This window comes from Leifsonia sp. Root4, from assembly GCF_001425085.1.
In the GTDB taxonomy this organism is placed as follows: domain Bacteria; phylum Actinomycetota; class Actinomycetes; order Actinomycetales; family Microbacteriaceae; genus Microterricola.
Window position 1 is genome coordinate 1,004,041 of sequence record NZ_LMDN01000001.1, and the last position, 24,140, is coordinate 1,028,180.

At 67.2% G+C, this 24,140-nt stretch carries 21 protein-coding genes; 13 read left to right on the forward strand and 8 right to left on the reverse strand.

Annotation, left to right across the window (positions count from 1 at the left end):
- The first annotated feature begins 41 nt into the window (after window positions 1-41).
- From ASC66_RS04645 to ASC66_RS04680, 8 genes are all read left to right on the forward strand, one after another.
- A complete protein-coding gene (locus ASC66_RS04645; RefSeq protein WP_055835242.1) occupies window positions 42-1,580 on the forward strand; it encodes a sugar transferase in 1,539 nt (512 codons plus the stop codon).
- Window positions 1,580-2,077, forward strand: coding sequence for an FAD synthase family protein (locus tag ASC66_RS04650; RefSeq protein ID WP_055835244.1), 498 nt, complete (start codon window positions 1,580-1,582; stop codon window positions 2,075-2,077). The genes ASC66_RS04645 and ASC66_RS04650 overlap by 1 nt, the downstream gene beginning before the upstream one ends.
- Entirely contained in the window at window positions 2,074-3,195 is a 1,122-nt protein-coding gene (gmd, locus tag ASC66_RS04655) for a GDP-mannose 4,6-dehydratase (protein ID WP_055835247.1), read from the forward strand. Before ASC66_RS04650 ends, gmd begins: the two co-directional genes overlap by 4 nt.
- Window positions 3,196-3,271: 76 nt before the next feature.
- Complete coding sequence (locus ASC66_RS04660; RefSeq protein WP_157509646.1) at window positions 3,272-4,027, forward strand: hypothetical protein; 756 nt, start codon at window positions 3,272-3,274, stop codon at window positions 4,025-4,027.
- 15 nt (window positions 4,028-4,042) lie between these two features.
- Window positions 4,043-7,729, forward strand: a complete 3,687-nt coding sequence (locus ASC66_RS04665; RefSeq protein ID WP_055835253.1) for a fibrinogen-like YCDxxxxGGGW domain-containing protein — start codon at window positions 4,043-4,045, stop codon at window positions 7,727-7,729.
- 61 nt (window positions 7,730-7,790) lie between these two features.
- A complete protein-coding gene (locus tag ASC66_RS04670) occupies window positions 7,791-8,519 on the forward strand; it encodes a CDP-alcohol phosphatidyltransferase family protein (protein WP_055836354.1) in 729 nt (242 codons plus the stop codon).
- A 4-nt stretch (window positions 8,520-8,523) separates the two neighbouring features.
- Window positions 8,524-9,852: an O-antigen ligase family protein gene (locus tag ASC66_RS04675; RefSeq protein WP_157509647.1), complete on the forward strand. Its 1,329-nt coding sequence runs from the start codon at window positions 8,524-8,526 to the stop codon at window positions 9,850-9,852.
- Window positions 9,842-11,434, forward strand: coding sequence for an oligosaccharide flippase family protein (locus ASC66_RS04680; protein WP_082492009.1), 1,593 nt, complete (start codon window positions 9,842-9,844; stop codon window positions 11,432-11,434). Before ASC66_RS04675 ends, ASC66_RS04680 begins: the two co-directional genes overlap by 11 nt.
- 13 nt (window positions 11,435-11,447) lie before the next feature.
- Here the strand turns inward: ASC66_RS04680 and ASC66_RS04685 are convergent, their stop codons facing one another.
- From ASC66_RS04685 to ASC66_RS18415, 3 genes are read right to left on the reverse strand one after another with little or no spacing between them, the layout of a single operon-like run.
- Window positions 11,448-11,999 carry a glycosyltransferase gene (locus ASC66_RS04685; protein WP_055835262.1) on the reverse strand — a complete coding sequence of 184 codons (552 nt, stop codon included), beginning with the start codon at window positions 11,997-11,999 and terminating at the stop codon, window positions 11,448-11,450.
- Window positions 11,999-12,448 (reverse strand): glycosyltransferase family protein, encoded by a 450-nt coding sequence (locus ASC66_RS18410; protein ID WP_235496675.1) that lies wholly within the window; start codon window positions 12,446-12,448, stop codon window positions 11,999-12,001. Before ASC66_RS18410 ends, ASC66_RS04685 begins: the two co-directional genes overlap by 1 nt.
- Window positions 12,449-12,452: 4 nt before the next feature.
- Entirely contained in the window at window positions 12,453-13,367 is a 915-nt protein-coding gene (locus tag ASC66_RS18415) for a glycosyltransferase family 2 protein (RefSeq protein WP_055835265.1), read from the reverse strand.
- Window positions 13,368-13,481: 114 nt separating this feature from the next.
- On the opposite strand from ASC66_RS18415, the gene ASC66_RS04700 reads away from it, so the two are divergent.
- Both ASC66_RS04700 and ASC66_RS04705 read left to right on the forward strand, forming a co-directional pair.
- On the forward strand, window positions 13,482-14,603 hold the full coding sequence (locus tag ASC66_RS04700) for a Gfo/Idh/MocA family protein (RefSeq protein WP_055835268.1): 1,122 nt from the start codon (window positions 13,482-13,484) through the stop codon (window positions 14,601-14,603).
- A gap of 23 nt (window positions 14,604-14,626) precedes the next feature.
- Window positions 14,627-15,520, forward strand: coding sequence for a hypothetical protein (locus ASC66_RS04705; RefSeq protein WP_200944696.1), 894 nt, complete (start codon window positions 14,627-14,629; stop codon window positions 15,518-15,520).
- Window positions 15,521-15,554: 34 nt separating this feature from the next.
- On the opposite strand, the gene ASC66_RS04710 is transcribed toward ASC66_RS04705, so the two are convergent.
- Window positions 15,555-16,370 carry a Wzz/FepE/Etk N-terminal domain-containing protein gene (locus ASC66_RS04710; RefSeq protein WP_055835274.1) on the reverse strand — a complete coding sequence of 272 codons (816 nt, stop codon included), beginning with the start codon at window positions 16,368-16,370 and terminating at the stop codon, window positions 15,555-15,557.
- 214 nt (window positions 16,371-16,584) lie between these two features.
- Between ASC66_RS04710 and ASC66_RS04715 the strand changes: the two genes are divergently transcribed.
- Entirely contained in the window at window positions 16,585-18,171 is a 1,587-nt protein-coding gene (locus tag ASC66_RS04715) for a glycoside hydrolase family 16 protein (RefSeq protein WP_157509649.1), read from the forward strand.
- A 106-nt stretch (window positions 18,172-18,277) separates the two neighbouring features.
- Here ASC66_RS04715 and ASC66_RS04720 read toward each other — a convergent pair whose 3' ends face one another.
- From ASC66_RS04720 to pip, 3 genes are all read right to left on the reverse strand, one after another.
- Window positions 18,278-19,153 (reverse strand): alpha-1,2-fucosyltransferase, encoded by an 876-nt coding sequence (locus ASC66_RS04720; protein ID WP_055835281.1) that lies wholly within the window; start codon window positions 19,151-19,153, stop codon window positions 18,278-18,280.
- An 87-nt stretch (window positions 19,154-19,240) separates the two neighbouring features.
- On the reverse strand, window positions 19,241-20,125 hold the full coding sequence (ypfJ, locus tag ASC66_RS04725; protein WP_055835284.1) for a KPN_02809 family neutral zinc metallopeptidase: 885 nt from the start codon (window positions 20,123-20,125) through the stop codon (window positions 19,241-19,243).
- Between the two features lie 9 nt (window positions 20,126-20,134).
- Window positions 20,135-21,091 (reverse strand): prolyl aminopeptidase, encoded by a 957-nt coding sequence (gene pip / locus ASC66_RS04730; RefSeq protein WP_055835288.1) that lies wholly within the window; start codon window positions 21,089-21,091, stop codon window positions 20,135-20,137.
- A gap of 65 nt (window positions 21,092-21,156) precedes the next feature.
- Here pip and ASC66_RS04735 point away from each other — a divergent pair, with 65 nt between their 5' ends.
- Window positions 21,157-22,188, forward strand: coding sequence for a malate dehydrogenase (locus tag ASC66_RS04735; RefSeq protein ID WP_055835290.1), 1,032 nt, complete (start codon window positions 21,157-21,159; stop codon window positions 22,186-22,188).
- 105 nt (window positions 22,189-22,293) lie between these two features.
- On the forward strand, window positions 22,294-22,884 hold the full coding sequence (locus tag ASC66_RS04740; RefSeq protein WP_055835294.1) for an HhH-GPD-type base excision DNA repair protein: 591 nt from the start codon (window positions 22,294-22,296) through the stop codon (window positions 22,882-22,884).
- A gap of 216 nt (window positions 22,885-23,100) precedes the next feature.
- On the opposite strand, the gene ASC66_RS04745 is transcribed toward ASC66_RS04740, so the two are convergent.
- A complete protein-coding gene (locus tag ASC66_RS04745; protein ID WP_055835295.1) occupies window positions 23,101-24,135 on the reverse strand; it encodes an LLM class F420-dependent oxidoreductase in 1,035 nt (344 codons plus the stop codon).
- Window positions 24,136-24,140: the final 5 nt, after the last annotated feature.

The following is a 24,140-nucleotide window of genomic DNA, read 5'->3' on the forward strand; positions in this document are numbered from 1 at the left end:
TTCGCCCACCGACCCTCCCCGCGCCGAAACGGGGCCAGGCGATGAGCGAGCCCCGCCCCCGGGCGCGCAGAGACGCCACATCAGGACGCCGTCGCCTTGAGCTCGTCGGAGTGCCGACGGAGCTCCCCACGGCGCCGACCGTCGACTTCCCGGCATCCGGGCTTCGCTGGGCTCGGCTCTACCGCGACCGGCTCCGGCTGACGGATGTCGGCATCATCCTCGGCATCGTCAGCGTGGTCGGACTCATCGGCTTCGCATCGAGCACCTCACTCAAGCACCCGCCGTCGCTGGCCGCAGAGTATGCACTCGTCGCCGGCCTCGTCGTGTTCGCCTGGTTGCTGACCCTCGCCGCCTTCCACACCCGCGACTCGCACATCGTCGGCGTCGGCGTGACCGAGTACAAGCGGGTCGTGAACGCGAGCGCCCTCGCCTTCGGGCTTCTCGCCATCACATTCCTGGTGCTGCAGATCGATGTGGCCCGCGGCTACTTCATCGCCGCTCTGCCGATCGGCGTCATCAGCCTCCTGCTCGACCGCTGGCTGTGGCGCAAGTGGCTGCTGCACCAGCGCTTGTTCGGCCACTACCTCGCCAGGGCGATCGTCGTCGGCAAGCGGGAAGACGTCGCCTACGTCATCGCGCAGATCGAGTCGAAGTCCGGCGCGGCCTATCACGTCGTCGGTGTCTCGCTCGAAGACGATGACGGGCAGGGGCTCACAGTCGGAGCGCAGCACGTTCCTGTGGTGTCGGACCTTGAGGGCATCGCCGAGGCGGCCGAGTCCGTTTCTGCCGACACCGTCATCGTCGCCGGTCAACCCGACGGCGGCAGCCAATTCATCCGCACGCTCGGGTGGGACCTGGAAGGAACCGCCGCCGAGCTCGTCCTCTCCTCCCGGCTGACGGATGTCGCAGGCCCCCGCATTCACTTCCGGCCTGTCGAGGGCCTCCCGCTGATCCACGTCGAGATTCCCAGTTTCGAGGGCGGCAAGCACATCCTCAAGCGCACACTCGACGTCACGCTTGCGGCGGTGTCCCTGGTCGTGTTGTTCCCGTTGATGCTCGTGATCGGCCTTCTCATCAAGCTGGACAGCCGGGGTCCGATCCTGTTCAGGCAGGAACGCTGCGGTCGCAACGGACGCACCTTCCAGATGCTCAAGTTCCGCTCCATGGTGCAGACGGCCGAGGACGATCTGGCCGGCCTGCTCGACAAGAACGAGGGCTCGGGTGTCTTGTTCAAGATGCGCAACGACCCCCGCGTGACACGCATCGGACGCGGCCTGCGCAAGTTCTCTCTCGACGAGCTCCCACAGATCTGGAACGCGCTGATCGGCGATATGAGCATCGTCGGCCCACGCCCTCCGCTCAGCAGCGAGGTGCAGAGCTACGAGGGCAGCGTGCACCGTCGCCTGTTCATCAAGCCGGGCATCACCGGCCTGTGGCAGATCAGCGGTCGCTCCGATCTCAGCTGGGAGGAGAGCGTCAGGCTCGACCTCTACTACGTCGAGAACTGGTCGCTCACCGGCGATCTCATGATCATCTGGCGCACATTCAAAACGATCATCACGTCGAAGGGGGCGTACTGATGGACATTCCAGAAGCGAGCGGTCGGATCCAGCACCGCGTTGGCTACGCGGGAGGGGCATTCGACTTGTTCCACGTCGGCCACCTGAACATCCTCCGGCACGCGAGGAGCCGCTGCGACTACCTGATCGCCGGCGTCGTCTCCGACGAGGTGTTGCTGCGCACCAAGGGGGCCGCCGCCGTCGTACCGCTCACGGAACGGCTCGAGATCGTGCGTCACATCTCCTTCGTCGACGAGGCGGTCACCGAAACGGCGCTGGACAAGCTGGAGACGTGGCAGAAGGTCGGATTCGACATCTACTTCAAGGGTGATGATTGGAAGGGCACGGAGCGGGGCTACGCTCTCGAACTCGCCTTTGCGGATGTCGGGGTTGAAGTCGTCTACTTCCCCTACACAATGACCACGTCCAGCACGAGACTGCGCCGGGCACTGGACACGCTGACCACCGGCCAGCCTGCGCAGCTGGCGCGTGCGGATGCCGCGGGGGTGCGCTCATGACCCGTCGCGCGCTGATCACCGGCATCACCGGCCAGGACGGCTCGTACCTTGCCGAGCTGTTGCTCGAGAAGGGCTACGAGGTGCACGGCATCAAGCGCCGCTCGTCTCAGTTCAACACGCAGCGGATCGATCACATCTTTCAAGACCCGCACGAGCAGCACCGCCGCCTGCACCTGCACTACGGCGATCTCACCGACGGCTCAAGCCTCACCCGGATCATCCAGGAGGCACAGCCGGATGAGATCTACAACCTGGGCGCACAATCCCACGTGGCGGTGAGCTTTGAGACGCCGGAGTACACCGCCGACGTCGATGCCCTCGGAACACTCCGCATTCTGGAGGCGATCCGCCTGCTCGGCATGACCGACCGCGTCCGGTTCTATCAGGCGTCGACGTCGGAGCTGTTCGGCCAGGTTCAGGAGATTCCGCAGCGCGAGACGACGCCGTTCTACCCACGCTCCCCCTATGCCGTCGCCAAGCTCTTTGCGTACTGGATCACCGTGAACTACCGCGAGTCCTATGGCATGTACGCCTGCAACGGGGTCCTCTTCAATCACGAGTCGCCGCGGCGTGGAGAGACCTTCGTCACCCGCAAGGTGACCAGGGCCATGGCGAACATCGCGCACGGTCTCGAATCATGTCTCTACATCGGTAACATCGACTCGCTGCGCGACTGGGGCCACGCCCGTGACTACGTGCGTCTGCAGTGGATGATGTTGCAGGGCGACGTTCCGAAGGACTTCGTCATTGCCACCGGCGAGCAGCACTCGGTGCGCGAGTTCATTCGGTGGGCGGCGGCGGATGCCGGCATCGGCCTGCATTTCGAGGGCACGCGGCTCAACGAAGTCGGGATCGTCGACACCGTGGACGGCGACACCGCCCCCGGGGTCGTACCCGGCGACGTCATTGTGCGGATCGACCCGCGCTACTTCCGCCCGGCAGAGGTCGAGACGCTGCTCGGTGATTCCTCGGCCGCCAGGGCGGAGCTCGGCTGGATGCCCTCTGTGGGTGCCCGCGAACTCTGTGCAGAGATGGTGGCCGCCGACCTGGAGACGGCGAAGCAGACTGCCTTGCTGAAATCGTTCGGCTATCTGCCCTTCGCCACGGTGGAGTCGTGATGGACACGGATCGTGAGCGCGCCCGGCTCGACCAGTTCACCACAGCCCAGCACCACAGCAGAGAGGCGGCGACACGATGAGTCACGACGATTCAGAGTCCTGGGGCACCGGCCCTGACGACTGGGAGCCGCCAGCGCCCGGAGACGGAAAGAACACCGAGCGGGCAGGACGCCGTGCGCACTCCGGTGTGATACTGCTCGCGGCGACGGGATTGGCGGTCGTCGTTGCAACGACGCTGGGCCTCGGTGCCGCCTTCGGCTGGTTCGGCACATCACCGGCATCGTCCCCGACGAGCGTTGCGGAGACCGCAGCGCCGCCCATCGACTCCGGCGATGAGGAGGATGACCCCACCGCCCCGGTGACACCGTTGGCGCTTCCGCCCACCGAGCCGCAACCTCTTGGTGATGAGGCCGAGTCCGCGGAGGCTGCCGATGTGGCGATCACGGCCGTCATCGAGGCCAGCGCCGAGATCGCCCAGCGGGCAGACGGCGACACCGAAGGCATCGAGCTGTTCGCCACTGGATTCGTCCAGGGCGAGCTGCAGGCGATGGCTGAGGAACGTGAACAACTCGGCTTCAAGCAGATCGGTGAAGCCACGATCACCAGCGTCACGACGCGCGACATCGACCTGACCGCCACCCCGCCCACCGTCATCCTCGACGTGTGCATCGATGCCTCAGACATCGACGTCGTCGACGAGAACGGCAACTCGCTCAAGGACCGCATGTACAACCCCGGCGGCCCGGTCCTGCACACCTACGGAGCCCAGTACATCGACGGGCTCTGGAAGATCGCGACACACGAAATCCCCGACAGCGCACCCTGCGCGTGACAAAAGGACACTCCCATGAACGTCACTCAACACACCGCACGCCGTGACCGGCGTTCGTGGCTCCGGCCGATGCTCGTCTGGGCTGCCGCGATCGCGATAACCGTCCCGCTCCTCAGCGTCGTCACCCCGGCCGAGACGGCAACGGCAGCGACCGCTTTGCCCGACGGGCTCACGTCGCCGACCGCGGCCGGATCGTGTTGGGAAGCGAAGCAGAATTATCCTTCGTCGGCTGATGGCGTCTACTGGGTTGTCACGCCGACGCTGAAGGCACCGACTCAGGTCTACTGCGACATGACGACCGACGGAGGCGGCTGGGCGCTCGTCGGGCGTGGCCGCGAGGGCTGGAAGAACTATTACAACGGCCTTCGCCCTTCCGAGGTGTACTCCACGCCGAGCGGAACCGCCGCGTTCAAGCCGGCACAGATGCCGGCTCAGACGGTTGACGGGCTCCTGAACGGCAGCGCCGTGAAGGATCTGGCCGACGGCATCCGCCTGCGCCGCGCAAGCAACCAGACGGGAACGACCTTCCAAGAGGTGCGGTTCACGATGCCGAAGCGGGACCGCTGGGTATGGACATTCCGCGCGGAACACCCGGTCGGCACCTACCGCTTCGACGGCATCTCCGGCTCCGGCGGGCAGACCGTCAACTTCGGCAACAACAGCGCCTTCCGGCGGGTGGACCAGAACATCTCCTCGGCTCAGGGCTGGCTCGGTGGCTTCGCCTACGGCAGCACCGTCGCGGGCGTGAACAGCGCGACCTCCTACCTCTGGTCGAACACGACAGGGGCCGGCGGCGCCAGGCCGTTCACGCAGGTGTTCATTCGGCCGAAGTTGAAGATCGCTGAGATGAACTTCGGCACGATCCCGGATGCCGGCGCGCCGGCGCAGACGCTCCGCGAGATGCCGGAGAGCAACGCGATCACGACACGCTGGGGCGTCACCGGGCAGGCGAATGGAATCGACGGCGAGCTGGACACCGAGGTTGCGGCGTTCGGCCAGGTCGGCAACACCGTCTACGTCGGCGGCAACTTCCAGTACGTGCAGCGCACGCTCAACGCGACGGGAGCGAACAAGATCGAACGGAAGTTCTTGGCCGCGTTCGATGTCAACACCGGCGAGTTCATCCCCACCTTCCTGCCGAATCTGAACGGACAGGTGAAGGCCATCATGGGGCTCCCCGATGGCCGGCTGGCAGTCGGAGGTGACTTCAGCCAGGTCGACGGGGCGGCACAGCAAGGCTTCGTCGTGCTGAACGCGCAGACGGGCGCGAAGGCATCCGGTTGGCAGGCCCGAACGGAGAACCGCAACACCGGCGGAACGACCCAGGTGCGCGGCTTCTCGATGAACGGCCCGTGGCTGTACCTCTCCGGCAGCTTCACCCACGTCGTGCCGTCCAGCGGCCCGACCGCGAGCACCTGGAACGGTGCCAGGATCAACGTCACGACCGGCGCACCCTCCACGGATTGGAACCCCAACCTGAACGGGACCAGCGTCGGAGTCGAGGCCGCCACAGCCGGCGACCGCGCCTACTTCTCCGGCTACTTCCAGCAGACCGGGGCCAACGTCGCCAGGAACGCGGTCGCACTGCAGTCGACATCAGGTGCCGCTCAGGTCCAGCCCGTGCTCACCCCGATCTTCAGCGGTGGTACAGCTCACGGAACGTGGCAGCTCGGAATCGCAGAGGCCAGCGGCAACGTCTTCATCGGTGGTTCTGAGCACAGTTTGATTCAGTACGATCGGACAACTTTCGCGTCGAAGGCCGGAAGCATCACCAAGAACGGCGGTGACTTCCAAGCCGTCGAGGCGACAGGGAACACGATCTTCGGCGGTTGCCACTGCGGTGACTTCAACTACTCGAACGCGTACTCCTGGCCCGATGTCGGTTCGAATTGGGCCCAAGGCGACAGCATCAACCTGTTGGGTGCATGGGACGCGACGAGCGGAGCCTACCTGCCCGAGTTCAACCCGATCGTGCAGGCCCGGCGCGGCTTCGGAGCCTGGGCATTCTTCACCGACTCGAACGGGAACCTCTGGACCGGCGGTGACTACGCCTACTCGGTCCGCGCCGGCGAGCTCAACCAGTGGTCCGGCGGATTCATTCGCTTCGCCCCCCGCGATATCGTCGCCCCGAGCAAGCCGGGCGCCGTGAGCGGCTCCCCGATCGGTACAGGGATGACGCACCTCAGCTGGGGTGGCTCGACCGACAACCGGGGCGCTGTCAGCTACGAGGTGATCCGAGACAACAAGGTCGTGGTGTCGACGACGTCGACGAGTTTCGATGTGCCCACAGAGGAGACACCGACTCGCTACTTCGTGCGGGCAGTCGACAGCACGGGCAATCGCTCCGCGACAACGGCCGTCTACCTGGTTGCGCCGCCGAGCGCATCGGATCTCACCTTCATCAGCTCGAATGCGAACTGGAAGTGGCGCTTCGACACGGCCGCATGGCCGGCAGACTGGCGCACGACGGCGTTCAATGACTCGGCCTGGGCAAGCGGAAACGCCGTCCTCGGACTGGGCACAACGGGACTCGGAACCGACATCGGAGTGGGTGCGCAGAGCCCCCGCCCGCTGAGCGCCCAGTTCCGCCGGGCCTTCACCGTCTCGAACCCGCTGACCGTCGTAGACGGGAAGATCAGCGTGATCGCGGATGACGGCGTTGTCGTCTACGTGAACGGAACCGAGGTCGGGCGGACCAACCTCCCGACCGGGACCCTCGGCCAGAACAGCTACGCGACGGCCGCCCCGCGGTCCGGCCCGGCTGCGGCGGCACGGGTCGAGTACAGCGTTCCGAGTTCGCTCCTGGTCGCGGGCACGAACGTCGTGGCCGTCTCCATCCACGCGAACTACCGGTCGACGCCCGATCTGAGCTTCGACCTGCGGTTCACGGCCAAGGTCGGCCAGCCGCCCGCCGCTCCGGCAGCCCCCGTGGTGACCGGGAGCGCGAGCGACTCCACGACGGCGCAGCTGTCGTGGACCCAGCCAGCCGGTTCCGCGGTCACCGAGTACCGGGTGTCGCGCGACGGCAACCAGGTCGGCGTGGTCGCGGCACCGGGGCTCACGTTCACAGACACCGGGCTCACGCCGGAGACGAGTTACGCGTACTCGGTCGTCGCGGTCAATGGATTCGGGCAGGTCTCTGCACCCGGAACCGCGAACGTGACGACACCGGCCGGGCCCGTTGACCCGAACGTGGCGTTCATCGCGAACGGCTCATCGTGGAAGTGGCAGTACACCTCGACCGCGTTGCCGGCCGGCTGGAACGCCACGGCCTTCGATGATTCGGGGTGGTCGACGGGCTCCGCGCGTCTCGGCTTCGGCACCACCGGCCTTGCCACCGATATCTCGGTCGGTGTGCCGACACCTCGACCGCTGAGTGCGCAATTCCGCTCGCCGTTCACGGTGGCCGATCCCGGCACGATCCTCACCGCGCAGCTGAGTGTGATCGCCGATGACGGGGTTGTCGTGTACCTGAACGGAACGGAGATCGCCCGCGGAAACATGCCGACCGGGACTCTCGGCCAGAACAGTTACGCGACGGCGGCGCCCTCATCGGCGACGGCGGCAGCCAACCGAATCGTCGTCGATGTCCCGGTGAACCTGCTCGTCGCCGGAACAAATGTCATCGCCGCGTCGACCCACCTCAACTACCGGAGCACGGCGAACGCGAGCTTCGACCTCTCGTTGAACGGCACGCGGTGACATGGCGGGCACGGGGGCGAACGCGGAGGCGGTCGGCGCAGCAGGAGTAGACGGAGGCGAAGTGGTCCAGATCAGTTACCGGGCCGCGGTGGCGCGGCTGGCATCGGCGCAGAAGTCCGGTGCCGGCCAGCCGGCCTACCTCCGCTGGGTCAACCGCCCGCTCGGCCGCCGCGCGGCGGCGGTGGCCGCCGTGCTCGGCCTCTCCCCCAATGCCGTCACGCTGCTGAGCGGGCTCTGCTCGCTTGCCGCCCTCCTCGTGATCGCACTGCTTCCGCCGACGATCGCTGTCGCGCTCGGCGCGACGGCACTGCTCCTCGCCGGTTACGCCCTCGACTCTGCTGACGGCCAGCTCGCCCGGTTGACCGGAACCGGCAGCCTGGCCGGCGAGTGGCTCGACCACGTCGTCGATGCGGCACGGCTCCCGCTATTCCACCTGGCGATCGCCGTGCACTTCTTCCGCTGGGGCGACTCGTACTGGTTGGTCGGCGCAGCGCTCGGATACATGGTGCTGAGCTCTGTGTGGTTCTTCGCGCAGACGCTGGCCGAGAAACTCGGCGAGCGCGGTGGTGACGCACCAGACGCGCCGGCCTGGATGTCGTTCGTGAAGGCTCCCTACGATGTGGGAACGGTGTATCTGACGGTGCTGGCATTGCCGTTCCCGACGCTGTTCGCCGCGCTGTATCTGGCGCTGTTGGCCTTCACTCTCGGGGTGGCCGCCCTCTCGCTCCGGCGCAAGTACCGCATGTTGGCGGCCCAGACCCGCCGGGCGACGGCATCCGCGGGAGGCTGACACCGTGAGCATCGGACTTCAGCGCAGGGCTCAGAACCGCTCGCGCACGGCGGCGCTTGCCCCCGCTGAACGCGAGCTTCCTGGCTGGCCGGTGCTCATTCTGCTCTGGGGCATGCCGGCCTGGTGGGCACTCGGCATGCTGCCGTTCATCGCCATGATCGTCGCCGTGCCGATGATCGCGTTCCTCTCGCAACGCTCCCGGGTGAAGCTCGTACCCGGCATGCTGCCGTTCGTCGCGTTCGTCGTGTGGATGCTCCCCTGCGCGCTCATGCTCGACTCCTTCGGCCGCATGATCGGCTTCTCGATGCGGTTCGCTCACTTCGCCGCGGTGGCCGTCGCACTCGTGTACGTCATCAATGCCAGGCACGCGCTCACCGTGAGGCGAGTCATGTCGGGTCTCACGTTCACCTGGGTGTTCGTGATCGCGGGCGGCTACCTCGGCATGCTCTGGCCGGAGACGACACTGACCATGACGATCGGCCAGTTGCTACCGGCGTCGATCCTGGAGAACGAGTACGTGCGAGATCTCGTCTTCCCCTCCTTCGCGGAGGTACAGACGCCGTGGGGCGCTGAGCAACCATTCGAGCGCCCGTCTGCCCCGTTCCCCTACACGAACGGCTGGGGCGCCGCGATCGCAATCTTGACTCCGATCGCCGTCGCGACGGCACTCGAGCGCAGAACCGCAGCGGCGACGGTGTGGCTGATGCTCGGGATCGCGGCGGCGATCCCGCCGGCCATCGCGACGACGAATCGCGGCCTCTTCGTCGGTCTCATCGCGGCCGTCTGTTACGTGCTCTTCCGGCTGCTCGCTCGCGGGAAATGGGTGCCGTTCCTCTGGGTCGGCTCCCTCGGTGCGATCCTCGTCGTGCTGCTGACGCTGACGGGTGCACTGAACGGCATTGCCGAGAGGCAGGATGCCGCCGACACCTCGGAAGGGCGCGGGGCGCTCTACGAAGAAACTTTCGTGCGGGCGCTGGCGTCACCGATCTTCGGCTACGGGGCCCCCCGACCATCCTTCACCAGCGAGATCACCGTCGGAACACAGGGCATGATCTGGGACGCGATGTTCTGCTTCGGTTTCGTCGGCCTCGCCCTCTTTGCCTTCTTCTTGCTGGGCGGACTCGCCCGTACCTGGTCGGCGCCGAACGTTTCAGCGCTCTGGCTGCACTCCTCGATCGTGTCGGCCTGCGCGCTCAGCGTCTTCTACGGGCTCGACCGGCACATCCTCACGATCTGCCTCGTCCTCGGAGTAATGCTGAGAGAGCGCTACGCCCCGTCCTCCCGCTTCTGGAACGCGAATCCACGCACAGAGATCAGCACCCATGCGGCCTGAACGATTGGCCAGGAGTGGCTCGTACAGTCTGATCGGTTCGAGCTTCGCGGCTCTGGCCGCGCTCGTGCTTGCCGTGCTGATAGGAAACGGCCTCGGAGCGCACGGAACGGGCGTGTTCTTCCAAGCGATCGGTTTCTTCACCATCGTCAGTCAGATTCTTCGCCTCGGCACGAACAGCAGCATCGTGCGCTCGATCTCCGAACAGCACGCGTTCACGCGCATCGGGGAGAGCTGGCGCACCGTCGTGATCGCCGTCGTCCCGGTCGCCGTCCTCTCCGTACTCGTCGCCATCGGGATCTACCTCTCCGCAGCACCGTTGGCGGAGTGGCTGAGCGGGGCGGGAGAGACCCGTGAGCTTGAGGAGTTGCTTCGGGACATCGCGCCGTATGTCGTGCCATCCGCCGTCCTCGCCGTGCTCCTCACGGCGACGCGCATGATGCGCGGAATCGTGGCATTCACCCTGTTGCAGAACATCCTGCTCCCCCTCAGCCGGGTGCTGCTCGTCGCCCTCGCACTCGTGTGGGCCGCCGACGCGCTGGGGGCCGTCCGCGCGTGGATGGCGGTGCTCCCGCTGTGGCTGATCGTCACCGTCGCGGTGCTGGCGCGCCCCGTCATCCTCGACTGGCGTGCGCGCAGGGCGGCGACTGAGCCGGCCGGCGTCGCAGCCCGTCGGTTCTGGGCATTCAGCGGAACGCGGGCCGTCGGCGGCGCGCTTGAGACGACGCTGGAGTGGTCGGATGTGCTGATCGTTGCCGCACTTGCCTCGCCGTCGGCTGCCGGCGTGTACGCAATCGCGACACGCACCGTGCGAGCGGGGCAGGTCGTCGACCAGGCGATGCGGCTTGCCGTGAGCCCGGCGATCTCCCGCCTGCTGGCGCGCGGAGACCTGCTGGGTGCACGTACATTGCACACCAAGGTCACGCGCGCCATGATCCTCACGAGTTGGCCGTTCTACCTGACACTCGCGACGATGGGCCCCGCCGTGCTCGCGATGTTCGGCCCCGAATTCGTGGCCGGATCCATCGTGCTCACGATCCTCGCCGGGGCGATGATGATCGCGACGAGCGCCGGCATGCTGCAGAGCGTGCTGTTGCAGGGTGGCAAGAGCAGTTGGCAGATGTACAACAAGGCCTTCGCGCTGGCGCTCAGCGTCGGCCTCAACCTCCTCCTCGTGCCCGTGCTCGGAATCCTTGGCGCGGCACTGACGTGGACGGCGTGCGTGATCATCGACACGGCGATCGCTTCGTGGCAGGTGCACAGGCGGATGAGGATGCTGCTGGAGCCGCGGAAGTTGCTGCTCGCGATGACGATCCCGCTCGCGGTGTTCGGCGTCGGCGGGTTGACCGTCCGCATCGTGTTCGGTGCCACGTTCCCCGCCCTCATCGGCGGGCTCCTCGTCTGTGGCGCGATCTACCTGGTGGTGTTGTGGTTCCTCCGCGGCCGGCTCGGGATCGTGGCTCTGTGGCGGGAGGTGCCGGTCATGCGCCGCTACGCGGAGCAGTCTCCAGACCCCGCCGAGAGCAGCCCGGACGGCGCCGGCCGTGCCGACGAGTCCACCAGCCCGCTGAGTCGGCGCCGGTAGCCCGAACGATCGATCAGGCGCGGAGCCCGTGGGCCACGCGCGCGAATCGACGCGCGCGGTCGCCGAGCCCCAGCGGCGGGGGCAACTGCTCCAGCGCCGCCGCGAGGTTCGCGACGCCCGGCGTCGGCACCGGGGCGGACGGGCTCTCCCGTGCGCCGGCCAGCTCGGCATCGATCGCACTCCACAGCTGTTCCCGCGTCAGCACCCTGCGGATGATCCCGAGCTCTGCCGCGCGCTCCGTGAAGATCAACTGGTGGTCGTCGACCACCTCGTCGTCGACGGGGACGCGCGGAACGACGATCGGGATCCGACGCAACGCGCGCATGTCCATCACCCCTCCAGCACCGCCCTGGAGCACCACGGCGTCAGCGGCGGAGCAGAGGGTGAGCAGTTGCGCGTATGGCAGCACAGCGTGGTTCTCCGCGCCCCCCAGGGGCTTGCCAGGGCCATGCTGCATGACGACGTGCACCTCGGGGTGCGCCTGCGTCCACGGCTCCATCCACTCGGTGAGCCGGTTGAACGGCAGATGGTAGGTTCCGGCGCTGACGACGACCGACGGGCGCATCACAGCACGACCCCGATGTTCTCGGAACCCGGGTACATCTCCGCGAGCGCATCCCACTGCACAAAGAAACTGTCGGAGAACGGGTAGACGAGCCGACCGCTCAGCGAGGCGGAGGTGATCCGGTCGACCGGCTCCAGGAACGCCGTGCGTGCACCGAAGAAGCGGGCCTGCGCGAAGAAGGGCAGGGCGATGGCGGCGCCGGTGCTGAAAACGAGGTCGGGGCGTTCGGCACGGAGCACCCGGCGGGCCAGCGAGAAGTTCCGCGCCAGGTTCGGAAGATTGCGCACGGTCGGGTAGTGCGCCTCGACGACCCTCTCGCCGACAAGTCTGGATCGGGCATCCTCGGTCGGCAGCGTCACCCAGGAGCGCTCGTGCCGACCCCACCACTCCTTCAGCGCGAGCGCCTGGGTCAGGTGGCCGCCGGACGAGCAGACGATGAGAACCCGCACGGCGCTAGATCCCCTTGCCGAATCGTGCGGCGGTGCGCGCGACCGCGTTCGCCGTGGTGAGACGCATGGCGATGGCCAGGGCGAGGTAGGCCTTCGTCTGGCGCCCGGAATGGGCGATCGCCCGCCGTGCCCAGCGCGCGCCCTCGCTCCGTTGGCCGCTCGCGGCGAGCGCGAATGCGATCTGCGATTCGATGCGGCCGATGGCCGGCCCGCTGCTGGCAAAGTCCGGATGCTTCTCGAGCAGGTACTGCAGCGCCTCCGCATACGCCGCCCACTGACCGAAGAAGTAGGACTGCCCCTGCCAGGTGACCGAGACGAGCGCCTCGTTCACGACGACGACGTCGGTGATCGCCGAGGTGCGCAACAGGATGTCGTAGTCCTCGCCGTAACTGCGCGGGAGTTCCTCGTCGATCAGCCCGATGGGTCCGAGCAGCGCGGCTCGCCGGAAGACGAAGCTGCTGGAGTGGAGCCCGGCGAGGCGGTCGTGCAGGAACTCGCGATGGCTGATCGACTCCGAGGGCACGAGGCGTTCATGGGTGCGCTCGCCATCGTCGACGATCATGGCGGTGCCGACCAGGAGAGAGTCGGGGTGCTCGAGGAACTTCGCCATCTGGCGTTCCAGCTTGTGCGGCATCCAATAGTCATCGTCGTCGAGGAATGCCACGTAGTCGTGTTCCGCGGCGAGGATTCCGGTGTTCCGCCCCCCGGCGAGGCCACGGCTGCGGTCGTTCACGAGTGCCTTCAGCTCACGGTTGCGCGGTACGACGACATCGGGCAGAACCGGCTCGCAGGCATCGAAGACGACGATCACTTCGACGTGCCCCTGGTAGCCCTGGTCGAGGATGCTCTGCACCGCTCGGCGCATCATGTCCGGGCGGTTATGCGTCGGAACGACAGCGCTGACGGCGGGTGCAGTCACGATTTCCTCCCAGGATGTGAGGGCAGACCGAGCCTACCGTCGCGGCACATGCTTCCGCTAGCATGAACAAACGCCGCAGCACAGGGCTATTTCCGAAGGATCCTCGGGAGTGTCATGGTCACAGTCGCAATGGTCGGAATCGGCAAAATGGGCCTGTCCCATCTCGCCATGGTGCGCGCTCATCCCGACGTCGAGGTGGTCGGCGTCTGCGACTCGATCGGCTACGTGCTCGACGTTCTGTCGAAGTACACGGGCCTCACCACCTTCACCGATTTCACGACGATGCTCGACACGGTCAAGCCGGATGCCGTCATCATCGCGACCCCCTCCGCCTCACATGTCCAGCTCATCCGCGAAGCGCTGGGCCGTGGGCTGCACGTCTTCTGCGAGAAACCCTTGACGCTCTCCGCCGACGAGTCGGAAGAGCTCGCCGCTGTCGCGGCCGAGAAGGGGCTCGTCACGCAGGTCGGCTACCACAACCGTTTCGTCGGGGCCTTTCAGGAGGTCAAGCGCCTCCTCGACGCCGGTGCGATCGGCACCGTCAGCCACGCCCTGGCCGAGTCCTACGGGCCGGTGGTGCTGAAGCCGAAGGGCGGAACGTGGCGGAGCAAGCGGGTCTCGGGCGGCGGCTGCCTCTACGACTACGCCGCCCACCCGCTCGACCTGCTGAGCTGGTACTTCGGAGAGGCGGTCTCCGCGGGCGGCACGGTGATCAGCCAGGTGTTCTCGGCCGAGACCGACGATCAGGTGTACAGCACCCTCCGTTTCGCGGATGCCGTCAGCGCACAGCTCTCTGTCGATTGGTCAGATGAGTCGCAACGGAAGATGACCACCAAGCTCTCCATCTGGGGTTCTGCGGGGAAGATCGTCGTCGATCGTCAGGAGTGCCAGGTCTACCTGCGCGACACGGCGGAGCCGCCGGCCGGGTACCACCACGGCTGGAACTCCCGCTACACCACGACCCTCACGCCCCCGGTGTGGTTCTACCTCCGCGGCGAGGAGTACAGCGCGCAGATCGACCACTTCGTGCGAGCGGTGCTCGCTCGGCCGGAGTCCCGCGGGGCGACGCAGAATGATTTCGCGAGCGCGGCTGCCACCGACCGGATGATCGAGATGGTGCTCGTCTCGGCCTCGGCCGAGGAGAATCCGGTGCGCGCCACGACGACGACGCCTCCGGCGACGAAGCCGCGCAAGTCACTGTTCGGTGGTCGAAGCACGAGAGCCGCCGCGCGCTGAGCGCGGCACGAAAGGGGTTGGAGATGGATCGGCTGCTCTTCGGCGACAACCAGTTCTTCGGCGTGAACCACATGTCCGAGGAGAAGGCACGCGCGCAGGCCATCCAATTCCACGCGGTCGAGGCGATCATCGAGGTGCTCGACATCGCGTATGACGCCGGCATCCGAACCTTCATGTGCACAACTCACGAGCGCATCGCTGAGGTGTGCGACCATGTGCGCTCACATCCGGAGCGCTACGAGGGCTTCACCTTCTACCCGTGCATGCCCTACGCGCACAAGTACGCGAACGCCGTGACCGAGCAGGGGATGCTCGGGGCCTTGCGCCAGTTCATGCCGGATGACGGCTTTATGAACGCAGCACTCCGCGGCGGGAAGGCGTTGGCTTCCAAGGACATCGAGGGCATCGTCACCCTGCTCGTCGACGCCGAGATGAAGATGTTCGCCGGACTCTCGACACCCGTGATCTTCCTGCAGAACGTGGTCGTCGACCTGCTGCTCGGACTCGGCTTCGATGAGGCCTTTGCGATCTTCAGCTCCCACGTGCGCTCCCGCTACAACGCGGAACCCGGGTTCATCACGATGAACCTGCCCATGCTGCTCGACGCGCTCGACCGGGTCGGCGAGGAGAACCCGATCGTGTGCTCCAACATCAACAAGCTCGGCTTCCGGGTGTCCGGCGGCATCGACGCCTATGAGCTGGCGCTCACCGAGCGCCGATTCCGGCCGATCGCGATGTCGGTCTACGCCTCCGGTGCCATCGCGCCTCGAGAGGCGTTGGAGTGGCTGCACTCCCTGCCGGCCGATCCGGCGATCGTCTTCGGTGCGTCAACGGCCGGCCACATCCGCGGCACCGTGCAGCTCGTCGAGCAAATCTGGGGCGAGCCCGTCGCGGCGCTGAGCCCCGTGGCCGGCTGAAACCGCGGGATCCTCCAACTATGCGTGCCGCGATTCAGGCGGCGTTCTCCGAGCCGATCTTGGCCGGGCGTTGACGCCTGGCGCCGGTGCGGACCTCGCCGGCATCCGCCTCGGAACGGCTCCGCTGAAAACGGGCACGGATCATGGCGACGAAGCAGCCGACGAAGATGCCGACGAAGAGCGCCCCGGCAAGCAGGATCGGCATCGATGGCTTCGTGGACTCTGACGGGGCGACAGCCGGGCTCACAATGGAGCCCGCGTTGAATGAGGCCGAGCGCAGAATCGCCTGGCGCTCCTGCAACGCCTGAATCTGCGTCTCCAGCGTCGCCCGGACCGGGCTGTCGGCCGGCAGGGCTGCGGCCTCCGCCGCGATCTCGGCGATTCCGGCGGTGAGGCCGGCGGATGCCTCCTCGACGACCGTGCGCGCCGTCGTCACCCTGTTCTCCTGGTAGGCGGACGCGATGGCATTCGCGGCGGCAGCGGCCCCATCCGCGGTGTCGGCGGTGAAGGTGAAGGAGAGCACCTCTGCGCCCTTCGGCACCATCACAACGAGGCCGTCTCTGAGTTCGGCCACGCTCGGACCGTTCAGCTCCTTCGCGGCGAGGGTCAACACCTCTGTCGACGACGCCACGACACGCTCGGTGTCCATGTTCGCCGGTTCGCTGGATTGCCCCGTTGTCGAGACGGCGATCGGCTCAACCGTGATCACCGCTGTGGACTCATAGCGCTCGGGCCAGAGCTCGTTGGCACCGACGCCTGCGGCGAGCGCCACGACGATGACGACGAGCAGAAGACGCCACTGACGCGTGATGCTGCGCGCCAGATCTTCGAGCGAGAATACCTCGGCCATCGAGCCTCCAGTTCACTTCTGTGATCCCTGAGTTGCGCCAATCCGACTTCCTTGCAGTAATCATGTCACCAGAAGTCAGAAATGAGCACGATTCAGGGTTTTGCCAGAATATGCCGTATACCGTTGACGAGTCCTGCCCACCCCCCTGTTTTGGGGGCGTTTTGTTATACGGGCATTGTCCCCCATTCAAGTATTCGTTAGGCATTCTTTCTTAGTGCGTAAAACAACTGTCCTCTCCTCAATGGTGGTTGCCGCCCTCTCGGCTGCGATCCTCATTCCCGCCGCACCGGCAAGCGCGGCTCCATCCACGACGAGCGTCCGCACTGCCGCGGAGCAGACGACCACGGTTGTCGGCTTCGGCGACAAGGCCTGGTCCTACTACCGCGCCACCACCGCCCCCGTCAGCACCTGGAAGACCGCGAAGGCGGCCTGGAAGACCGGTGCCGCTCCTCTCGGCTTCGGCACCGACCCGGGCACGCTCGGAACCAAGCTGCCGAACGACTTCACGAAGAAGCCGCTCGCGAGCTACTTCCAGAAGACGTTCTCACTGAGCACTGTTCCTGCAGCCGGCATGACCCTGACCACGTGGGCGGATGACGGCATCATCGTCTACGTCAACGGCAAGGAAGTCACCCGCCAGAATCTGCCGACAGGAACGATCACCGACTCCAGCTACGCGACCAAGGCCCCGCTGTCGAAGGCTGCGCGCGCCGCGACGTTCACCGCAACGGTTCCCGCTTCTGCGCTCAAGCAGGGCGAGAACCTGATCTCGGTGCAGGTGCAGTCCAACTGGCGTGCAACCACCAACAGCAGCTTCGACGCGAAGCTGACGATGGCAACGTCGTCGACGGTGGCCCCGCCGACGGAGACCACGCCGCCCGTCGTGCCGCCGACCACGACCCCTCCCGTCGTCCCGCCGACCACGACGCCTCCCGTCGCCCCCGACGCCGGCACCGGCGCAGTCGACGGCTGGGGTTCGCCCAGCTGGCGCGACGAGTTCACCTTCGTCAGCCCGACCACGGGCAAGCCAGCGGTCGACCCGACCAAGTGGAACGTGCGTGACCGCACCGACCTCGGCCTGCTGCCTGACGCCGCGGTGCCCAGCCGCGACCAGGTGACCGTTGACTCCAGCGGCATCCTGCACCTCAAGGCCGACTGGCTCGACACCCCGGTCATCCGCCCCGACGGCCAGGCCGGCCCGAAGGAACTCACGCACAAGACCGGTTACATGGACCAGCGCGCGCTGAAGTCGGGCAACATGTCGTACGAGCAGCGTTACGGCCGCTGGGAGGTCCGCGCCAAGGTCCCGACCGGACCGCAGACCTATGGATCCCTCGCCGCCTTCTGGCTGCGCAACTCCAACTCGGGTGAGATCGACATCATGGAGTCGTGGGGCTTCAACCAGACGGCCGCCGCGGGTGGTCAGCGGATCGGAAGCGCAACGACGACGATCCACACCCAGACCTCTGCCGGTGGCAACGAGAAGTACTACTGGACGCACGCCGACTTCGGCGGCTCCAAGACGGTGTACGACGGCTTCCACACCTTCGCCTTCGAGCTGACCCCGACGTACGCGAAGATCATCGCCGACGGCAGGACCCTTGCGACGGCGACTCCGGCGACGCACCCGAACCTGTGGAACGAGAAGTACTTCGGCAGCCCGCTGCACGTTCGCATGAACCTGCACGTCGGACCGTCGGCGCAGTACTGGGGAATCCCCGACCCGGCCCACAAGGAGTGGACGCAGAACCTGGACTACCAGGTCGACTACGTGCGCATCTGGAACTACGACGCCAAGTAGGCAACAACAGATAGGCAACATCGGGGGTGACTGACCCGGCACGAAGAGGGGCCCTGCACCAGCAGGGCCCCTCTTCTGCGCGTCGATCAACGACGCCTGAGGTGATTCACAGGCGCAGCCAGTCGGCGGGGACCAGGTCGCTCGCATCGCTGTGGCCGTCGGCGAACCAGATCACCGGCGCGATCACAGGGTTCTCCGCGGTGCTCGGCCGACCGAGCCAACCGGCCCACCAGCTGAAACTGCTGTTCGCGATCACCCGCGAGGCGCACGCCGCCATCAGGGCGATCTCCCCGCCATCGGCGATGGCCGCGTCGTCGGGGCAGATCAGGTCTCCGTCGCCGGCCAGGTTCTGCCGGATCCACTCCGGGTCGTCACCGAACCACACCCTGGTGCGCGCCCCTGTGGCCTCGAGGTGGGCGAGCGCGCGTGCGTAGTAGTCGCCGCCGAGCACCCCGTGCCGCGCCGCGGCATCCGGGTCAGAGACATAATCGCCCCGGCGCACGTGGATGGCGACGCTGCGTTCGTCATTCTCCAGTCGGCGCGCCAGCTCAAGCCCGCTCGGACTGAGCATCGAGCGGAGCAGCCCGGTGACCTCGGTGCGGACCGAATCGGCCGAGCTTTCGAAATAGTGCGGGGACTGGAAGTAGCCGAGCAGGTAGCTCCGGCCGCCCAGACGTTCGGAGACGGAGGGATCGAAGCCAGACACCCGCTGCTTGACGAGGCGCAGCGGGGAGGAGTCGTTGATCAGTCCTGCCTTCTGCGCGAGGGCGAGCGCCAACCCGCTTGCTCGACTGAGGCGCCGGCCAGCCGGGATCAAGGGGCCAACAGCCAACGGCCGGTCCCCCCGGCACCGCACGTGATCGACGAGCACGTCCCGGTCCGCATCGCTGAGCGCCTGGGCGAATGCCCATTCGAAGAGCTGGTTGCCCAGCCCGCCCTGCAGGCTGAGAAGTATCTGGTCGCGCCTCACCAGCCAGGGCATCCGTCATCCTTTGCTCATAGAGTTCCGCTCAGCATAGAGCGTGACTCATCCGAACCCAAGGGTTCCCTTCTGTTCGGCGAGCGCCGCCTAGAGCTCTGAGCCGCTCACGTCGAAGGTGTTGCAGTACTCCGCACCGTTCTCGTATCCGACCAGGAACCAGCGCTGGCGCTGCTCACTCGACCCATGCGTCCACCCCTCCGGGTTGACCTGCCCGGACACGGCCTGCTGGATGCGGTCATCGCCGACAGCGGCCGCCGCGCTCAGCGCATCGGTGATCTGCGCTCGCGTGACCGGCTTGAGGAACGCGACGCCGGCTGAGTCTTCGACATCGGATGCCGCGGCGGTCCACGCCCCGGCGAAGCAGTCAGCCTGCAATTCGACGCGCACACCATTGGAGGCCGGCCCGGTCTGACCGTCCTGTGCCTGCTCCAGGATGCCGGCGATGTTCTGGATGTGGTGGCCCCACTCGTGGGCGACGACGTACATCTCGGCGAGCGGGCCTCCGCTGGAACCGAAGCGGCCGCGGAGCTCGTCGTAGAAGCTCGTGTCCAGGTAGATCGTCTGCTCCGGCGGGCAGTAGAAGGGCCCTGTCGCGCTCGACGCCGCACCGCAGCCGGTCTGCGTCGACGCGGTGAAGAGCTGCATGTCGTTGGGCGAGACGTACGTGCCGCCGAGCAGTGGATACTCCTCGCTCCAATACGCCTCGAGCGACGCCGCCGCACCCTTCATCCGGCACTCGACATCGGTGTTGGCATCCGCACCGGTCAGGCAGGCCTCGAGGCTCTCGCCCTCCTCGCTCTGCGACTGCCCGGCCTGCTCGCCCCCGGCCAGGCCGGTGAGGTCGACGCCCAGCAGCTGCGAGAGCACGAACAGCACGATCACGCCGACACCGCCGCCGACGGCGATGCCGGTGTTGCGCCCGCGCTTGGAGACCTTGCCCCTCGAGATGTCTGCGTTGTCGTTGAACGTCATGAGAGAACGCTACGCCGCAAAGCGGTCCGTCGCAGTGATCAGCGCGTCGAGGATTCCCGGCTCATCGAAGGCGTGGCCGGCATCCGGGATCATGTGGAACTCCGCCTCGGGCCAGGCCTTGTGCAGATCCCACGCCGTCATGGCCGGGGTGCACACGTCGTAGCGCCCCTGCACGATGACGGCCGGAATGTCGCGGAGCGTCGCGGCATCGCGGATGAGCTGCCCGTCGTCCCACCACCCGCCGTTCATGAAGTAGTGGTTCTCGATACGGGCGAAGGCGATCGCGAAGCGTTCCTCGGTGAAGTGGTCGATGGTGTGCTTCTGCGGCAGCAGCGTGATCGTCGAGGATTCCCAGCGCGCCCAGGCGATCGCAGCCGGGCCGTGCACGGCCGGATCCGGGTCGTTCAGCAACCGGCTGTACGCACGGATCATGTTTCCGCGCTCGTCGGCGGGCACCGGCTCGATGAAGGCCTCCCACAGCTCAGGGAACAGGGCGCTCGCGCCGCCCTGGTAGAACCAGTCCAGCTCCGTGCGGCGCAAGGTGAAGATGCCACGCAGCACGAGCTCACTGACGCTGGCCGGGTGGGTCTGCGCGTATGCGAGCGCGAGGGCGCTGCCCCAGGAACCGCCGCAGACGAGCCACGTCTCGATGCCGAGGTGGCGACGCAGCTTCTCCATGTCGGCGACCAGATGCCAGCTCGTGTTCGCCGTGAGCTCGGCGGCGGGGTCGCTGGCGTGCGGACGGCTCTGCCCGCAGCCGCGCTGGTCGAAGAGCACGATGCGGTATTTCTCGGGGTCGAACACCCTCCGCTGCGCCGGGCCGCTGCCGGCACCCGGACCGCCGTGCACGTAGACGGCCGGCTTGCCCTCGGGATTGCCAGAAACCTCCCAGTACAGCTGTTGGCCGTCGCCGACATCGAGCAATCCGGACTCGTACGGCTGGATGTCGGGGTAGAACTCGCGCATGCATCGAGCGTAGATGTTGTGCAACTTGGCCGCACCGGTGGGGCCCGGCGTGATTAGGCTGAACTATGGCGCACTCACAGAACCCCGTCACCGTCACGATCACCGGCGCGGGCGGCCAGATCGGTTACGCCCTGCTCTTCCGCATCGCCTCCGGGCAGATGCTCGGCGCCGATGTCCCCGTCCGGCTGCGGCTGCTCGAGATCCCGCAGGGCGTCAAGGCCGCCGAGGGTGCGGCACTTGAACTGCAGGATGCCGCGTTCCCGCTGCTTCGCGGCGTCGACGTGAGCGACGACGCGACCGCCGCATTCGACGGCGTGAACGTGGCACTGCTCGTCGGTGCCCGCCCGCGTGGCCCCGGCATGGAGCGCGCCGATCTGCTCGCGGCCAACGGCGGCATCTTCGGGCCACAGGGCGCGGCCATCAACGCCGGCGCCGCCGACGATGTGCGTGTCGTCGTCGTGGGCAACCCGGCCAACACGAACGCGCTGATCGCCAGCGCGCACGCTCCCGATGTGCCGACTGCACGGTTCACGGCACTCACCCGACTCGACCACAACCGGGCGCTCGGTCAGCTGGCCGCCGCCCTGGACGCGCCGGTCGGCGGCATCCGCAATGTGACGATCTGGGGCAATCACTCGGCGACGCAGTACCCCGATGTCTCCCACGCGACCCTCGACGGAACGTCGGTTCCCGCCCTCCTCGCCGAGCGCTTCGGCAGCGCCGAGAGCGCATCGCGCTGGCTCAGCGAGCAGTTCATCCCGCGCGTCGCCAAGCGCGGCGCCGAGATCATCGAGGTGCGCGGATCGTCCTCGGTGGCGTCAGCGGCCTCCGCCGCGATCGATCACGTGCGCGACTGGGTCGGGGCAGATTCGCCGCTGACCGGTGAAGCAGGCTGGACGTCGGTCGCGCTGCCCTCCGACGGCTCATACGGGGTGCCGGAGGGCCTGATCAGCTCGTTCCCGGTCGAGTCGGTCGACGGGGAGCTCCGGATCGTGCAGGGCCTCTCGATCGACGAGTTCTCGCGCACGCGCATCGACGCCTCCGTGGCCGAGCTCGTCTCGGAGCGCGACGCGGTGCGCTCTCTCGGCCTCCTCTGAGCCGCTCCACGACCACACGCCCGTCGTCGAGACTGCAAGTTCGGGCGAAGTGGGGCCCTATTCCACCCGAAATTACAGTCTCGGCGCAAACGAAAGAGGAGAGACATGACCACGTATCTGACCGGGGATGCCGCCAGCGACGCGCTCCTGGACGAGAGCCCGCTCGCTCTGCTGCTCGGCATGCTGCTCGACCAGCAGGTGACGATGGAGACCGCCTTCGCCGGGCCGGAGAAGCTGCGCCAACGCCTGGGCGCGCTCGACGCCGCGACGATCGCACACACCGAGCCGGAGGCCTTCGTCGAGATCTGTCGGCAGAGCCCGGCCGTGCACCGTTTCCCCGGTTCGATGGCGGCCAGGCTGCAGGAGCTCTGCGCGATCATCGAGCGCGAATGGGGCGGCGATGCCGCGGCGATCTGGACGGCTCCGGACAGCGACGGCAACGCCCCGAGCGGTGCAGAGGTGCTGCGCCGGCTGAAACAGCTGCCCGGTTTCGGCGAGCAGAAGGCGCGCATCTTCCTGGCACTGCTCGGCAAACAGCGTGGCCTGGACGCGGCCGGCTGGCGCGAGGCCTCGGCGCCGTACGGCGAGGAGGGCTCCTACCGCTCGGTCGCCGACATCACGGATGCCGACTCGCTCGGGCTCGTGCGCGAGGCGAAGAAGGCCGCGAAGGCCGCCGCGAAAGCGAGCAGAGGCTAACGGTTTCGGGAGGTGTCAGGGCTTCGGTCGCTGCCTCGTTCCTCGGCTGCTCCCTCGAGCCAACGTGAGAATGCACGCTGGCTCGAGCGAGCGGCGCCGCGACGAAGGAGCAGCGTAACGCGCAGCGTTGCGAAAGGCGGCAGCCCCCCCACCAAGGGAATCTCAGGAACCGTCAGCGGTGCTTGCCGGGTTTCGACAGGCTCGACCAGCGTGGTTTCAGCCGAGGAGCTCGGCGACCGCACGCACCGTGCGCACGTCACCCTGCACGAGGATCGTCGTGACGACGGATTCCTCCCAGCGCGCGAGCTCGTCACGAATCTTGGCTGCCGGCCCGATGAGGGCGATCTCCTCGACGAGCTTGGTCGGCACAGCGGCGATCGCCTCCTCCTTCCGCCCGCCGAGGTAGAGCTCCTGAATCAGATCGCACTCCGCCTCGTAGCCGAGCCGGGCAACGACGTCGCGGTGGAAGTTCGCACCCTTGGCGCCCATGCCGCCCACGTACAGCGCGATCATCGGGCGCACGGCATCCGCCGCCTTCTCGACGTCGTCGTTCACCACCACGGGAACCGTCACGGCCACCTCGAAGTCGGTCTGCGGAGAGCGCTCGTCGGCGCGACGGGCGAAGCCATCGGCCAGTTGCGCCCTGAACTCCGCGTTCTGCCGTGGCGAGAACAGGAACGGCAACCAGCCGTCGGCGATCTCGGCCGCGAGGGACACGTTCTTCGGTCCCTCGGCGGCGAGGTAGATCGGCAGCTCGCGGCGGAGCGGATGCACCGTCGACACGAGCGGCTTGCCGAGCCCCGTGCCGTCGCCTCCGGAGTACGGCAGCGGGTAGAACGGGCCGTCGCTCGTGACGGGGGCGGAACGCTCGAGCACCTGGCGCACGATGTCGACATACTCGCGTGTGCGGGCCAGCGGCTTCGGGTACGGCTGCCCGTACCAGCCCTCGACGACCTGCGGGCCTGAGGCGCCGAGGCCGAGGATGAACCGCCCGTTGCTGAGGTGGTCCATCGTGATGGCGGCCATCGCCGTCGCCGTCGCCGCCCGCGCCGACATCTGCATGATCGCGGTGCCGAGCTTCAGCCGCTCGGTCTGCGCGCCCCACCAGGCCAGAGGGGTGAGCGCATCGGAGCCGTATGCCTCGCTGGTCCAGACCGAGTCGAAGCCAAGGCGTTCCGCCTCCTGCACAGCCTCGCGGGCGCCGGCGGGCGGCCCCTGCCGCCAGTAGCCGATGTTGTAACCGAATCGCATGGCCG